The organism is Mesorhizobium sp. C372A, assembly GCF_030323245.1.
Classification (GTDB): domain Bacteria; phylum Pseudomonadota; class Alphaproteobacteria; order Rhizobiales; family Rhizobiaceae; genus Mesorhizobium.
Genome location: NZ_CP100475.1, coordinates 1,340,854 through 1,353,750, shown reverse-complemented (window position 1 = coordinate 1,353,750; position 12,897 = coordinate 1,340,854). Strand labels below are relative to the sequence as shown.

At 62.8% G+C, this 12,897-nt stretch carries 16 protein-coding genes; 10 read left to right on the top strand and 6 right to left on the bottom strand.

The annotated features are described in order from the left end of the window. Positions 1 to 6: 6 nt before the first annotated feature. The 3 genes from rpmI to infC form a co-directional block, all read right to left on the bottom strand. A complete protein-coding gene (gene rpmI / locus NLY42_RS06310) occupies positions 7 to 210 on the bottom strand; it encodes a 50S ribosomal protein L35 (protein WP_006201248.1) in 204 nt (67 codons plus the stop codon). Between the two features lie 348 nt (positions 211 to 558). Then, on the bottom strand, positions 559 to 1,197 hold the full coding sequence (locus NLY42_RS06305; RefSeq protein WP_023755491.1) for a methyltransferase family protein: 639 nt from the start codon (positions 1,195 to 1,197) through the stop codon (positions 559 to 561). A 132-nt stretch (positions 1,198 to 1,329) separates the two neighbouring features. Next, positions 1,330 to 1,866 carry a translation initiation factor IF-3 gene (infC, locus tag NLY42_RS06300; protein WP_023744911.1) on the bottom strand — a complete coding sequence of 179 codons (537 nt, stop codon included), beginning with the start codon at positions 1,864 to 1,866 and terminating at the stop codon, positions 1,330 to 1,332. 247 nt (positions 1,867 to 2,113) lie between these two features. Between infC and NLY42_RS06295 the strand changes: the two genes are divergently transcribed. From NLY42_RS06295 to NLY42_RS06280, 4 genes are all read left to right on the top strand, one after another. Then, on the top strand, positions 2,114 to 2,884 hold the full coding sequence (locus NLY42_RS06295) for an alpha/beta hydrolase (RefSeq protein ID WP_023744912.1): 771 nt from the start codon (positions 2,114 to 2,116) through the stop codon (positions 2,882 to 2,884). Positions 2,885 to 2,890: 6 nt separating this feature from the next. Continuing rightward, complete coding sequence (locus tag NLY42_RS06290; RefSeq protein WP_023672285.1) at positions 2,891 to 4,033, top strand: benzoate/H(+) symporter BenE family transporter; 1,143 nt, start codon at positions 2,891 to 2,893, stop codon at positions 4,031 to 4,033. A 117-nt stretch (positions 4,034 to 4,150) separates the two neighbouring features. Continuing rightward, a complete protein-coding gene (locus tag NLY42_RS06285; RefSeq protein WP_023672286.1) occupies positions 4,151 to 4,636 on the top strand; it encodes a DUF2852 domain-containing protein in 486 nt (161 codons plus the stop codon). Positions 4,637 to 4,834: 198 nt separating this feature from the next. Next, positions 4,835 to 5,593, top strand: a complete 759-nt coding sequence (locus NLY42_RS06280; RefSeq protein WP_023681391.1) for a M48 family metallopeptidase — start codon at positions 4,835 to 4,837, stop codon at positions 5,591 to 5,593. 18 nt (positions 5,594 to 5,611) lie between these two features. Here NLY42_RS06280 and NLY42_RS06275 read toward each other — a convergent pair whose 3' ends face one another. Continuing rightward, positions 5,612 to 5,830: a hypothetical protein gene (locus NLY42_RS06275; protein WP_023672288.1), complete on the bottom strand. Its 219-nt coding sequence runs from the start codon at positions 5,828 to 5,830 to the stop codon at positions 5,612 to 5,614. A 109-nt stretch (positions 5,831 to 5,939) separates the two neighbouring features. Here NLY42_RS06275 and NLY42_RS06270 point away from each other — a divergent pair, with 109 nt between their 5' ends. The 6 genes from NLY42_RS06270 (at position 5,940) to NLY42_RS06245 (ending at position 11,645) form a co-directional block, all read left to right on the top strand. Continuing rightward, positions 5,940 to 6,599, top strand: a complete 660-nt coding sequence (locus NLY42_RS06270; RefSeq protein WP_286461238.1) for a phosphoribosylanthranilate isomerase — start codon at positions 5,940 to 5,942, stop codon at positions 6,597 to 6,599. 90 nt (positions 6,600 to 6,689) lie between these two features. After that, positions 6,690 to 7,940 (top strand): tryptophan synthase subunit beta, encoded by a 1,251-nt coding sequence (trpB, locus tag NLY42_RS06265; protein ID WP_023687439.1) that lies wholly within the window; start codon positions 6,690 to 6,692, stop codon positions 7,938 to 7,940. A 2-nt stretch (positions 7,941 to 7,942) separates the two neighbouring features. After that, on the top strand, positions 7,943 to 8,782 hold the full coding sequence (gene trpA, locus NLY42_RS06260) for a tryptophan synthase subunit alpha (RefSeq protein ID WP_023755490.1): 840 nt from the start codon (positions 7,943 to 7,945) through the stop codon (positions 8,780 to 8,782). 101 nt (positions 8,783 to 8,883) lie between these two features. After that, positions 8,884 to 9,810, top strand: a complete 927-nt coding sequence (gene accD / locus NLY42_RS06255) for an acetyl-CoA carboxylase, carboxyltransferase subunit beta (protein ID WP_023672292.1) — start codon at positions 8,884 to 8,886, stop codon at positions 9,808 to 9,810. Positions 9,811 to 9,872: 62 nt separating this feature from the next. Further along, positions 9,873 to 11,198, top strand: a complete 1,326-nt coding sequence (locus NLY42_RS06250; RefSeq protein WP_023755489.1) for a bifunctional folylpolyglutamate synthase/dihydrofolate synthase — start codon at positions 9,873 to 9,875, stop codon at positions 11,196 to 11,198. Between the two features lie 27 nt (positions 11,199 to 11,225). Beyond that, positions 11,226 to 11,645 carry a VOC family protein gene (locus NLY42_RS06245; RefSeq protein ID WP_023755488.1) on the top strand — a complete coding sequence of 140 codons (420 nt, stop codon included), beginning with the start codon at positions 11,226 to 11,228 and terminating at the stop codon, positions 11,643 to 11,645. A 438-nt stretch (positions 11,646 to 12,083) separates the two neighbouring features. On the opposite strand, the gene NLY42_RS06240 is transcribed toward NLY42_RS06245, so the two are convergent. Further along, entirely contained in the window at positions 12,084 to 12,365 is a 282-nt protein-coding gene (locus NLY42_RS06240) for a cupin domain-containing protein (RefSeq protein ID WP_023672296.1), read from the bottom strand. Between the two features lie 190 nt (positions 12,366 to 12,555). Continuing rightward, a complete protein-coding gene (gene trxA / locus NLY42_RS06235) occupies positions 12,556 to 12,879 on the bottom strand; it encodes a thioredoxin (RefSeq protein ID WP_023672297.1) in 324 nt (107 codons plus the stop codon). Positions 12,880 to 12,897: the final 18 nt, after the last annotated feature.

Genomic DNA, 12,897 nt, shown 5'->3' with positions numbered 1-12,897 from the left:
GAATGCTCAGAGGCCGTTCGGCAGAAAATTCTTGATGACCTTCTTGCCATCCGGTTCAGCCAGAACCATCGTGCCGCGGGCATTTCGAATGAACTTGTTGGAACGCTTGATCATGCCGTGACGCTTGCCGGCCGCAGCCGACAGGACTTTACCCGTACCTGTGATCTTGAACCGCTTCTTGGCGGCCGATTTGGTCTTCATCTTGGGCATTTTGCTACTCCGTATTGGTGGCGCACAATCGCGCTTCTTGTTCGCTTCGGGCGGACCAAAAGCCCGAAAAGCAAATGAAACCGCCACGGCATGCCCTGCCGGGCGGTTTTCTTGGAACGGCGGTCCTATACTTCAAAGCGGGCTGGCGCGCAACACCCGAGCGGCTGCGACGCTCTGTCTTAATTCACGGTGCAAGCCTGGGCTCCGATAGGTGGGTCGAGATTCAGGTCAGGCCGAGCCGAAAACGGCTGATGCCGAGAACCGGAGCGGAGCGTACTTAAGTACGTGAACACCGGAAGCGCAGGGATCGGCCGTTTGCAGGTCGGCCTCACCTGAATATCAGCCTACCTAGGGGAGCCTGAACAGCACCGGGAGTATACCCGATTGCTGGGCGCCATCGATGGTCTCGAACACCGGCAACGCCACCAGAAACACCAGCCCGTCGAGCAAGGTGGTCAGCAAGAGGCGCGGCTTGAAGCTGCCGGTGTCGCCTTCCTGGTAGAGCGACAGCTTGGGGAAGAAACGCGGCACCCGCGCCAGATAGGCTGTGTAGGGCGCGCCGAGAACCTCCTTCAGATACCGTTCCTCGCGCAGGATGACGATGTGGAAGGCGCCGGCGCACAAAAGCGCAAACAGGACGATGCCGGAGAACGAGCCGATCTGCGCCCCGACGCCGGCGGCGGCAACGGTCGAGAACACGTAGAGAGGATTGCGGGTGATCGAATAGGGTCCGCCGGTGACCACTTCGGAGGATTTGCGCCCCCCGATATAGAGTGTCGACCACAAGCGGCCGACGACGCCAAGGAAGATCAGCAGCACGCCGACCATCTCGATCGTTTCATGCACCGGGGTATCGGGCGGGAAGGTCGACTGGCCGAACAGCAGTGCCGCAAACAGCACCACCACCAGCACCGCAAGCACCATCCGGCGCATGTGCTGGTAGCCGCCCAGCTCCTTGATGGGCGCAGGGTTGATTTCATTGGCCATGTCGGGAATCCGATCGTCGAGAAGCTTTGCCGGCGATCGCGGCGTCTGGACAGGAGAATCGGCGTCCCGCCGATCGCCGGGACGCCATGAGACAGGATTCAGGCGGATTTAGAGCGCAACGCCCGAACTGATCTAGCGCGGGGCCAGCACCATCATCATCTGGCGGCCTTCCAGCTTCGGCTCGGCTTCGACCTTGGCGATGGTAGCCGTCTCCTCGCGCACCTTGTTCAGGAGCTGCATGCCGAGTTCCATATGCGCCATCTCGCGGCCGCGGAAGCGCAGCGTCAGCTTGACCTTGTCACCTTCCTCGAAGAAGCGCCGCACGGCCTTCATCTTGGTTTCGTAGTCATGGCTGTCGATGTTCGGGCGCATCTTGATCTCCTTGATCTCGATGACCTTCTGGTTCTTGCGCGCCTCGGCCGCCTTCTTCTGGTTGGCGTATTTCAATTTGCCGAGATCGAGAATTTTGACGACAGGCGGCACCGCATTGGGCGAGATCTCGACCAGATCGAGCCCTGCCTCTTCGGCGAGCAGCAATGCGTCGTTGATGGAAATATCGCCGCGGTTCTGGCCATCGGCGTCGATCAGTTGGACCCGGGGAACCCGGATATCACGGTTGGAGCGCGGGCCATCTTTGGTAGGCGCCGCTGCTTTGAAAGGTCTGCGAATGGTCGTGGTCTCCTTGGCCGTTTCGTTCAGGGTTTCAATCTAGAAATGTTCAGGACGCGCCAATGTGGTTAGCGCGCGGGCGGAGTCAATAGCACAGCGCTGACAGAAAATCACCCTGATCGCAGGCCTGCACCAAACAAAGGATGTCGCGAGCACTTTCCGCCTCGCCTGTGCCTGTGTCAAAAGACCGGCGAGTAAAATCAGGCTCCCACAATCAGGCCCCCAGAACCAGGATTGATCCACAGCCATGACCGCGACCACCCCAACCCTACTGGATGTCGACGGCATTGATATCGCGGTTCGCCATTCCTCGGGCGCAACGCCCGGCGTCGTCTGGCTCGGCGGCTACAAATCCGACATGCTGGGCACGAAGGCGCAAACGTTGTCGGATTGGGCGGCCAGGGAAGGCCGCGCATATCTGCGCCACGACTATTCCGGCCATGGCGAATCCGGCGGCGCCTTTGCCGACGGCACCATCTCGAAATGGCTTGGCGAGAGCCTCGCCGCCTTCCGGCGTTTCACCGAGGGCAAGCAAATCCTGGTCGGCTCGTCGATGGGCGCCTGGATCGCGCTGCGCATGGTGCAGGAAATGCGCAAGGCGGGCGACAGCAATGTGGTTGGCCTGGTGCTGCTCGCGCCGGCGCCGGATTTCACCGCCGAGCTGGTCGAGCCGGCTCTGACGGAGGAACAGAGGCGCGACCTCCGGGAGAAAGGCTTTTTCGAAGAACCTTCGGACTATTCCGCCGAGCCTTACATCTACACAAGCGCGCTGATCGAGGACGGCAGGGCGAACCGGGTGATGACCGGGCCGATCGATACCCATTGCCCCGTCCACATCCTGCAGGGTCTGGCCGACGCCGACGTGCCGGCAAGCCATGCGCTGAAGCTGGTCTCGCTGCTGCCAGCCGACGACGTCACCTTGTCGCTCATTCCCGACGGCGACCACCGCCTGTCGCGGCCGCAGGATCTCGACATGCTGCTGAGGGCGGTGGGCGACATGGTTCAGCGGGCGGGGTAGGCAAGAATGCGCATTTCCATCCCGATATCCGCCTTTGTCGCGGCAATCGTCGGCTTCGGCGGCACGCTCGCCGTCGTCATTGCCGCCGCCAAGGCGGTTGGCGCCACCCAGGCCGAGACCGCGAGCTGGGTGACAGCAGTGTGCGTGGCGATGGCGATCGAATGCCTGTGGCTGTCCTGGCGCACGAAAATGCCCATCATCACCGCCTGGTCGACACCAGGCCTGGCGCTGATGGCGGCATCGAGCGGCTTTACCATGGCCGATGCGGTCGGCGCCTTCATCGTCACCGGCCTAATGTTGATCGCCACCGGCCTGTTCAAGCCGCTGACCCAGCTTATATCAAGGATACCGACGTCGGTCGCGTCCGGCATGCTGGCCGGCATCGTCGTCACCTTCGCGCTCAATGCCGTCAAGACCATTCCGGTCGACCCCTGGTTGATCCTGCCGCTGATCGCGGCCTTCTTCGTCATTCGCCTGTTCAACCCGGCGCTGTCGGTGCTGGCGGTGCTGATCGGCGGCGGCATCGCCGCCTTCCTGACAGGCCGCGTCGGCGGACTGCCGGCACCGGAACTGTCGACGCTGACGCTGATTGCTCCGCATTTCAGCGCCGCAGCTGTCATCGGCCTGGCGCTGCCGCTCTACCTCGTCACCATGGCGTCGCAGAACCTGTCGGGTCTCGCCGTCTTGCGCGCCGCCGGCTATCACCCCGAACCCGGCCCGCTGATCGGCGTCACCGGCTTGTTCTCGCTGCTGTCGGCGCCGTTTGGCGGCTCGACCACCAATCTGGCCGCGATCTCTGCGGCGATCTGCACCGGGCCGGACGTCCATCCCGACCCGGCCGAGCGCTGGAAGACCGGACCCTTCTATGCACTTGCCTATCTGATCTTCGCGGTTTTCGGCGCCTCGCTGGTGGCGATCTTCGCAGTGCTGCCGCAAAGCCTGATCGTGCTGGTGGCCGGCCTGGCGTTGATGGGGTCGCTGGCCAACGCGCTGGCGATCGCGCTCAAGGACGAGGACCAGCGCATGGCGGCTACTGTCACCTTCGTTGTCACCGCGTCGGGGCTGACTTTGTTCGGCGTTGGCGCCGCCTTCTGGGGTCTGGTCGCCGGCCTGGTCGTGCTTTTCCTCGAAGCGGTCAAAAAGCGATAATCAATTCAGGACCTTGTCCGGTTTTGGCGGACGTTGTCTTGAATCGCCGTTTTTCTCATCCCATTTCGAATCCACGCAGCCGCTCTTGGCTGTCTCCAACCGAAGGAATGGGAGAAAATGAACACATCCGCATTGATCCGCCCGGCCTGGACGCCGGCGACCATCGCGCTGATGGTGATCGGCTTCATGGTGTTCTGGCCGCTTGGCTTCGCCATGCTCGCCTACATCATCTGGGGCGACCGGCTTGACGGCTTCAAGCGCGACGTCAACCGGGCCACCGACGGCATCTTCGCCGGCTGCCGCCGCGGTTCCGACAAGGCCGCGCGCTGGGGCCACGGTTCGGCCCGCACCGGCAATGTCGCTTTCGACGACTGGCGCGAGAAGGAACTCGAACGCCTCGCCGAAGAGCGTCGCAAGCTCGATGAGATGCTGAGCGAGTTCGACGAGTACGCCCGCGAATTGCGCCGCGCCAAGGACCAGGACGAGTTCGACCGCTTCATGGCCAACCGCAACAAGTCGACAGCGCCTGCGAAGACAGGCTCGGCCGAAACGGCCAAGCCCGCGACGCCCAAGCGCAAGGGCCCGAACCTGCTTGACGACTGAGGCTGCGCGCATGACCCCGAAAATCGAAACCGATTTTCGGAAAGGTTCATGCGCCGAATTAGAGTGCTACAGCGTCCTTTGCGCGTCAGAGACGCGCGGCGCTCTAAGACAGGCCTTGGCATGATGGACGGCGTCGCGCGAGCGGCGCCGTTTCTTTTTTGTTCTGGTCGTTTTCCTCGAATCGCGTATCGTTCAGCCATGTCCTTCGGCTTTTTCCGCAACCTGACCAAACCAAAACCCTCGCCTGTCGAAGAGCGAGAGCACGTCGTTGCCGGCCGCACACTGCCGCTCAGGATCGTCGAGAGCGCCCGCGCACGGCGGCTGACGCTGCGCATCGATTCGGGCGGCCAGGGGCTGCGCATCACCGTGCCGCCGGGCCTGCGCCGCGGCGAGGTGGAGAAATTCCTTCACCGCCATCAGGGCTGGCTGGAGCAGCGTCTGGCCAAGGTACCGACACGGCCGCAAGTGCGCCCCGGCATCAAGATCCCGATACGCGGCGTCGCGCATCGCATCGTCCACGAACCGTCGAAACGCGGCACCGTCACCGTGTCGCGCGACGAGCGCGGTCCGCTGCTGATCGTCCATGGCGAGCGCATACATTTGCCGCGCCGCATCGCCGATTTCCTCAGGCGCGAGGCCAAGAAGGACATCGAGAAGCTGGTGGTCAAGCATACCGAGGCCATCGGCAAGCGCGCCAAGGCTATCCGCTTCAAGGACACGTCGAGCCGCTGGGGCTCCTGCACTTCCGACGGCAATTTGTCCTTCTCATGGCGCATCATGATGGCGCCGACGCCGGTGATAAACTACTTGGTCGCGCATGAGGTGGCGCATCTCAAGGAGATGAACCACGGCCCGAAATTCTGGAAACTGTGCGAGCAGCTCTGCCCCGACACCGACCGCTGCAAGGACTGGCTGAAGCGGAATGGTGGGGCATTGCAGGCGATTGTGTTCGATTAGCCTTCGCCGGCGGCGCGCTCAATCATCATTGGCCGCATTAAGCTCTTCAGGCCGCAGCCCTTCGTCGCCATGGCGCGGCCATGGCAGGAAATTCTGCTCGAACGCATCGCTGCCGAAATAATCCAGGACCCGGTGCGCTTCCGCCCCGTCGAAGGCGGCCTTTTGCATCAGATGGGCGATGACGTCGCGCGCTTGCGCGATCTTCTGCCTGAGTTCGGCTATGCTCTGGTCGGCCATTCGTCTGCTCCGCCTTGCTTCTCCCATCAATAGGTAGCGCCTTTGGCGTTGCCGGCAAACAGCATGCTTTTTCTCGACTCTTGGCCGGTTTCGTGCCAAGCCCCGCGCCATGGCGCTCGATATCAAGATCTGTGGATTGAAGACCGATGAGGCAATGGCCGCGGCCCTGGCCGGCGGCGCCAGCCATGTCGGCTTCATCTTCTTTGCTAAAAGCCCGCGCTATGTCGAGCCTGCGGCAGCCGGCCGCCTGCGCGAGGCGGCAATCGGCAAGGCCAGGGCGGTCGCCGTGACGGTCGATGCCGATGACGCGTTCCTGGACGAGATCGTCGAAAAGATGCGCCCCGACATGCTGCAGTTGCACGGCACGGAGACGCCCGAGCGGGTGGCCGAGGTGAAAGCTCGCTACGGCCTGCCTGTCATGAAGGTGTTCTCCGTCAGTGAGGTAGCCGATCTCGAGCGGCTAAAGCCGTTCATCGGCGTTGCCGATCGCTTCATGTTCGATGCCAAGCCACCAAAGGGCTCGCAACTTCCGGGCGGCAATGGCGTCGCCTTTGACTGGCGCATCCTGGCCGGCCTTGACGCCGGGCTCGATTACATGCTTTCCGGTGGGCTCAACGCCGCCAATATCGGCGACGCCCTGATATCAGCCAATCCGCCCGCGATAGACATTTCGTCGGGGGTGGAAAGCGGCCCGGGCGTCAAGGATCCGGCGCTGATCGAGCAGTTCTTCCGGGCCGTCAGGGCCGCGCGCGACGACCGCGCTGCCTGAGGCACTTCTTTCGAACCCGAGCATGTTCCGGAGAAGTGGGAACCGGTTTTCCGATAAGACATGCTCAGAACCAAGACCAGGAGATCGGCGATGAACAAGCCGGCGACACCCAATTCCTTCCGCACGGGACCCGACGAACAGGGCATGTTCGGCATCTTCGGGGGCCGCTTCGTGGCCGAGACGCTGATGCCGCTGATCCTCGACCTCGAGCGGCACTGGAACGAGGTCAAGAACGATCCGGACTTCAAGGCTGAGTTGACCAACCTCTCGACCCACTATGCCGGGCGGCCGTCAAAGCTGTATTTCGCCGAAGGCCTGACCAAACATCTTCGTGAGGTTTCCTCGGCGAAGGGCCTCGGGGGCGGCGCCAAGGTCTATTTCAAGCGCGAGGACCTGAACCACACCGGTTCGCACAAGATCAACAATTGCCTCGGTCAGATTCTGCTCGCCAAGCGCATGGGCAAGAAGCGCATCATCGCCGAGACGGGCGCCGGCCAGCACGGCGTTGCCGCAGCCACGGTCGCGGCGCGCTTCGGCTTTCCCTGCGTCGTTTATATGGGCGCCACCGATGTCGCCCGCCAAAGCCCCAACGTCTTCCGCATGAAGCTGCTCGGCGCCGAAGTGCGGCCGGTGACCGCCGGTCACGGCACGCTGAAGGACGCCATGAACGAAGCGTTGCGCGACTGGGTCACCAATGTCGAGGACACTTATTATCTGATCGGCACCGCCGCAGGTCCGCATCCCTATCCGGAGCTGGTGCGCGACTTCCAGTCGGTGATCGGCATCGAGGCGCGCGCCCAGATCCTCGAACAGGAAGGCCGGCTGCCCGACACCATCATCGCGGCTGTCGGCGGCGGCTCCAACGCCATCGGCCTGTTCCATCCTTTCCTCGACGACAGGCAAGTCCGCATCATCGGCATCGAAGCCGGCGGCCGCGGCCTCGACGGCATCGAGCATTGCGCCTCGATGAATGCCGGCGCGCCAGGCGTCCTGCACGGCAACCGCACCTATCTCCTGCAGAACGCCGATGGCCAGATCATGGACGGCCATTCGATCTCGGCCGGCCTCGACTATCCGGGCGTCGGCCCCGAACATTCCTGGCTGCGCGATTCCGGCCGCGTCGAATATGTGCCGATCCTCGACGACGAGGCGCTGGAAGCCTTCAAGCTGACGACGCGCGTCGAAGGCATCATCCCGGCGCTGGAATCCGCGCACGCCATCGCGCATGCGGTGAAGATCGTGCCTGATATGGACAAGGACCAGATCGTCATCGTCAATCTGTCGGGACGCGGCGACAAGGATGTGCACACAGTGGCCTCGATGCTGGGCATGGAGATCTGATCATGGTGACCCGCATCGACCGCCGCATGGCAAAACTGAAAGCCGAGGGCCGCCCGGCGCTCGTCACCTATTTCATGAGCGGCGACCCCGACTATGACACCGCTTTGTCGATCATGAAGGCGCTGCCCAAGGCCGGCGCCGACATCATTGAAATGGGCATACCGTTTTCCGATCCGATGGCCGATGGACCGGCGATCCAGGCCGCTGGCCTGCGGGCGCTGAAAGGTGGCCAGACCCTGGTCAAGACGCTGAAGACGGCGGCTGATTTCCGCGCCACCGACAATGAAACGCCGATCGTGCTGATGGGCTACTACAACCCGATCTACATCTACGGTGTCGATCGCTTCCTCAAGGACGCCATCGCCAGCGGCATTGACGGGCTGATCGTCGTCGACCTGCCACCGGAGATGGACGAAGAACTCTGCATTCCGGCGCTGAAGGCCGGCATCAACTTCATCCGCTTGGCAACGCCGACCACCGACGACAAGCGCCTGCCCAAGGTGCTGCAGAATACGTCGGGCTTCGTCTATTACGTGTCGATGACCGGCATCACCGGCTCGGCTTTGGCCGACACCGGCAAGGTTGCCGCCGCGGTCAAGCGCATCAAGGGCCACACCAATCTGCCGGTCTGCGTCGGCTTCGGCGTCAAGACCGCCGAGCAGGCGCGCATTATCGGCGCCAATGCCGATGGCGTCGTCGTCGGCACCGCGATCGTCAACGCGGTCGCCAATGTGTTGGGACCGAAGGGCGAGAAGACCGCCGACCCGGCCGAGGCCGTCGCCACCCTGGTCAGCGGACTGTCTCAGGGCGTGCGTTCGGCCCGCCTTGCTGCTGCCGAATAGTTTCCCTACTTAGGCCTTGTGCAAGTCGTTATCCCAAAACCGGTTCCCACTTTTGGGCGACATGCACGAGCCAACTCTTCGTCAGGACAGGAGCCGAAGCGATGAACTGGATCACCAATTACGTTCGCCCGAGGATCAATTCGATGCTCGGTCGGCGCACCGACATGCCCGAGAATCTCTGGATCAAGGATCCCGAGACCGGCGAGATGGTGTTTCACAAGGACCTGGAATCCAACCAGTTCGTCATCCCGTCATCGGGCCATCACATGAAGATTTCGGCCAAGGAACGGCTGAAATTCTTCCTCGACGACGGCAAATACGAGCAGCTTGAGAACCCCAAGGTCATGCAGGACCCGCTCAAGTTCCGCGACGAGAAGCGCTACACGGACCGGCTGAAGGACGCCAAGGCCAAGACCGGCCTGGAAGACGCCATCATCAACGCGCTGGGCACGGTCAAAGGCCTGCCGGTTGTGGTGACGGTGCAGGATTTCGCCTTCATGGGCGGCTCGCTCGGCATGGCCGCGGGTGACGCCATTGTGCACGGTTTCGAGGTCGCCTTGCAGCGCAAGCGGCCGCTGATCCTGTTTGCCGCCTCCGGTGGCGCGCGCATGCAGGAAGGCATTCTGTCCCTGATGCAGTTACCGCGCACCACGATCGGCGTCGACCGGCTGAAGGAAGCCGGCCTGCCATACATCGTCGTCTTGACCAACCCGACCACCGGCGGCGTTACCGCCTCCTACGCCATGCTGGGAGACGTCCACATTGCCGAGCCCGGCGCGCTGATCGGCTTTGCCGGCCCGCGCGTCATCGAGCAGACCATCCGGGAGAAACTGCCGGACGGTTTCCAGCGCTCCGAATATCTGATGGAGCACGGCATGGTCGATATGGTGGTGTCGCGGCTGGAACTGCGCGAGACGATTTCACGGCTGTTGAAAATCCTGCTCAAACTGCCGCAGGAGCAAAAGCCGCTGGAGCCGGAAATCCTGCCGCCGTCGGTCATCCCGACGGAAGCCCGCCCGCAAGCCTGACGCGACATTTCTGGCCGCAAACCGCGATTGCGTGCACCTGCGCGCATGCGTAGGATTCGCTCATGACAACGCTTGCCGCAGATCGTGAAATCGAAGCCCTGATGGCGCTGCATCCGAAAGGCTTCGACCTTTCGCTCGACCGCATCACAAGGCTGCTCGAACGCCTCGGCAATCCGCAGGAGCGGCTGCCGCCGGTCATCCATATCGCCGGCACCAACGGTAAGGGCTCGTGCGCGGCCTTTTCGCGCGCGCTGCTCGAAGCCGGCGGCCACCTTGTCCATGTCCACACTTCGCCGCATCTGGTGAACTGGGCCGAGCGCTACCGGCTGGCGGCCGAGGGCGGCGGCCGGCTGGTCGACGACGAGACCTTCGCCGAGGCCATCGCCCGCGTCGCCCGGGCCAATGCCGGCCAGAAGATCACCGTCTTCGAAATCCTAACCGCCGTCACCTTCATCCTGTTTTCCGAGCATCCGGCTGCCGCCGCCATCATCGAGGTCGGCCTTGGCGGCCGCTTCGACGCCACCAATGTCGTTGCCCGGCCGGCGGTGTCGGTGATCATGCCGGTGTCGATGGATCACGAAGCCTATCTCGGCGACCGGGTCGAACTGATCGCCGCCGAAAAGGCCGGCATCATGAAGCGCGGCTGCCCGGTGGTCATCGGCGCGCAGGAGAGCGAGACGGCGCTGCAAGTGCTGATCGAAACCGCCGAGCGGCTGGATTGCCCGACCTTCGTCTACGGCCAGGATTTTCTCGCCTTCGAGGAAAACGGCCGCATGGTCTATCAGGATGAGGACGGGCTGATGGACCTGCCGCCACCGCGCCTGCCCGGGCGCCACCAGTTCGCCAATGCGGCGGCAGCGATTGCCGCCGTCAAGGCCGCCGGTTTCGAAATCAGTCATCGCGCCACTGAGAAGGCGATGGCGAGCGTCGCATGGCCGGGCCGCATGCAGAAATTGGCACAGGGCCGGCTGGCGGACCTCGCTCCCAAGGGCGCCGACATCTGGCTCGATGGCGGTCACAATCCGGGCGCCGGCGTGGTGGTGGCGGAAGCCTTGGCCGAGCAGGAGGAAAAGAACCCGCGGCCGCTGTTTTTGATTGCCGGCATGATCAACACCAAGGACCAGAGCGGCTATTTCCGCGCCTTCAAGGGCCTGGTCCGCCATGTCTACACCGTGCCGGTGAGCATGAGCGACGCCGGTGTGCCGAATGACGAACTGGCGATCCGGGCGACCGAGGCCGGCCTCACCGCCGAGCCGGTCAGCTCCGTCGCCAGCGCGCTGATGCTGCTGCGCGACACCTGGGACGGCCCGGCGCCGCGCATCCTGATCGGTGGTTCGCTGTATCTCGCCGGTGCGGTGCTGGCCGAAAACGGCACGCCACCGACCTGAATCCACACTTTCGCGAGGGAGCCGGTGATGATCAAGGTGAAGCAACTCGCCCATGTCTGCATCTTCGCGCATGATCTGGAAGCGACGCGGGCCTTCTACCGCGACGTGCTCGGCCTCGACACGCAGTTCAACTTCCTGCGCGACGGCAAGATCTTCGGCTTCTACCTCAATTGCGGCGATCGCAGCCATGTCGAGGTGTTCCAGAAGGACGGCACCAGCCATAGCGAGCTCAACCAGATCAACCATTTCTGCCTTGAGGTGGAAAACATTGATGCGGCGATCGCCCACATCAAGTCGAAAGGCATTGATATCACGGCCAAGAAGCATGCCTGCGACGACACGTTTCAGGCCTGGATCCGCGACCCCAACTGCGTGAAGATCGAGCTGTTCGAATACACCGCAAAAAGCGCGCAATTCACCGGCGGGGATCGCATCGCCGACTGGTAGTATTTTGGCCCGGGGAATCTATCGGGCGGTTGCCCCTCGGGCAGAAGCCCCGATATGCTTGGCGAAGCATGGAGGCAAGCTCGAATGGTTGTGAAGTGTCTTGTTACCGTCGACAACGACCCGCCGGAGGAGCTGATATTTGAATATGCTCCGCGGGTCGGCGATCATGTGATGTTACCGGGAGCCATCGAGCCACCGCACCCAATTGTTCGAGTGGCCCACAGACCGACGCGCCCCAATGATGCATCCGGCCAGCCCAGTGTCGCGTATTTCGTAAGCCGAGAGACGTTTCTCTATCGTGTGTATACGGGCGCTATAGAGGGATATGGGCAGGTCCTGAAGCCCGCGACCGGACGGAAGCCCGGCAAGCCTAGGCAGGCCAAAAAAACCGTGGCTCAAACTAAATAGACATCGGCGGCCGCGGCACCAGTCTGAGGCCTATTTCAGCTCGATCTCGATGAAGGCGTATTCGCCGTCATTGGCGCTGATGACGTCGTGCTCGACGCCTTCCTTGCGGAAGTAGGGCGCGCCCTTCTTCATTTCAGCAAAACTCTCGCCGTCCTTGGTCACCAGCTTCACCTTGCCGTCCATCAGCGGCACCACGACGTAGTCATGGCGATGCCGGTGCCAGCCGGTGTTGTCGCCGGGCTGGAAGCGGTATTCGGTGACGATGACGCGCTCATTGTCGATGAAGACGGTGGCCTTGGCGGATCCGGTCATTCTGTTTCTCCCTGTCCTGCCTCAAGCAGATGACATGGAGTGCGCCGATGCGAGGGCCAGAGGCGGCCGGGCGATGACGCCAAAGAAAAAGCCCGGCGCGAGGGCCGGGCTTCGATCTCGGGAACTAATGCAGGTCGCCCAAAAGTGGTCCCGGTTTTGGGAGGACGACATGCATCAAAACAAAGCCAGATCAGGCGAGGCTGCCATTGATCCAGTGCGACAGCGCGGTCTTCGGCGCGGCGCCGACCTTCATGTCGGCGACTTCGCCGCCCTTGAAGATCATCAGCGTCGGGATCGAGCGCACGCCGAATTGGGCGGCAAGCTCGGGGTTCTCGTCGATGTTCAGCTTGGCGATCTTGATCTTGTCGCCGAGTTCGTTGGCGATCTCTTCCAGCGACGGACCGATCATCTTGCAGGGGCCGCACCATTCGGCCCAGAAATCCACGACGACGGGCTGCGAGGCGTTGAGCACATCGGCCTGGAAATTGCTCTTGTCGACCTTGACGGTGGCCATACGAAAATCCTTTCGAAA

Excerpts from the sequence above, each read along its gene's own strand:
- rpmI (WP_006201248.1), bottom strand. The coding sequence starts at position 210 with ATGCCCAAGATGAAGACCAAATCGGCCGCCAAGAAGCGGTTCAAGATC.
- NLY42_RS06305 (WP_023755491.1), bottom strand. The coding sequence starts at position 1,197 with ATGGCCAATGAAATCAACCCTGCGCCCATCAAGGAGCTGGGCGGCTAC.
- NLY42_RS06295 (WP_023744912.1), top strand. The coding sequence starts at position 2,114 with ATGACCGCGACCACCCCAACCCTACTGGATGTCGACGGCATTGATATC.
- NLY42_RS06290 (WP_023672285.1), top strand. The coding sequence starts at position 2,891 with ATGCGCATTTCCATCCCGATATCCGCCTTTGTCGCGGCAATCGTCGGC.
- NLY42_RS06285 (WP_023672286.1), top strand. The coding sequence starts at position 4,151 with ATGAACACATCCGCATTGATCCGCCCGGCCTGGACGCCGGCGACCATC.
- NLY42_RS06280 (WP_023681391.1), top strand. The coding sequence starts at position 4,835 with ATGTCCTTCGGCTTTTTCCGCAACCTGACCAAACCAAAACCCTCGCCT.
- NLY42_RS06275 (WP_023672288.1), bottom strand. The coding sequence starts at position 5,830 with ATGGCCGACCAGAGCATAGCCGAACTCAGGCAGAAGATCGCGCAAGCG.
- NLY42_RS06270 (WP_286461238.1), top strand. The coding sequence starts at position 5,940 with ATGGCGCTCGATATCAAGATCTGTGGATTGAAGACCGATGAGGCAATG.
- trpB (WP_023687439.1), top strand. The coding sequence starts at position 6,690 with ATGAACAAGCCGGCGACACCCAATTCCTTCCGCACGGGACCCGACGAA.
- trpA (WP_023755490.1), top strand. The coding sequence starts at position 7,943 with ATGGTGACCCGCATCGACCGCCGCATGGCAAAACTGAAAGCCGAGGGC.
- accD (WP_023672292.1), top strand. The coding sequence starts at position 8,884 with ATGAACTGGATCACCAATTACGTTCGCCCGAGGATCAATTCGATGCTC.
- NLY42_RS06250 (WP_023755489.1), top strand. The coding sequence starts at position 9,873 with ATGACAACGCTTGCCGCAGATCGTGAAATCGAAGCCCTGATGGCGCTG.
- NLY42_RS06245 (WP_023755488.1), top strand. The coding sequence starts at position 11,226 with ATGATCAAGGTGAAGCAACTCGCCCATGTCTGCATCTTCGCGCATGAT.
- NLY42_RS06240 (WP_023672296.1), bottom strand. The coding sequence starts at position 12,365 with ATGACCGGATCCGCCAAGGCCACCGTCTTCATCGACAATGAGCGCGTC.
- trxA (WP_023672297.1), bottom strand. The coding sequence starts at position 12,879 with ATGGCCACCGTCAAGGTCGACAAGAGCAATTTCCAGGCCGATGTGCTC.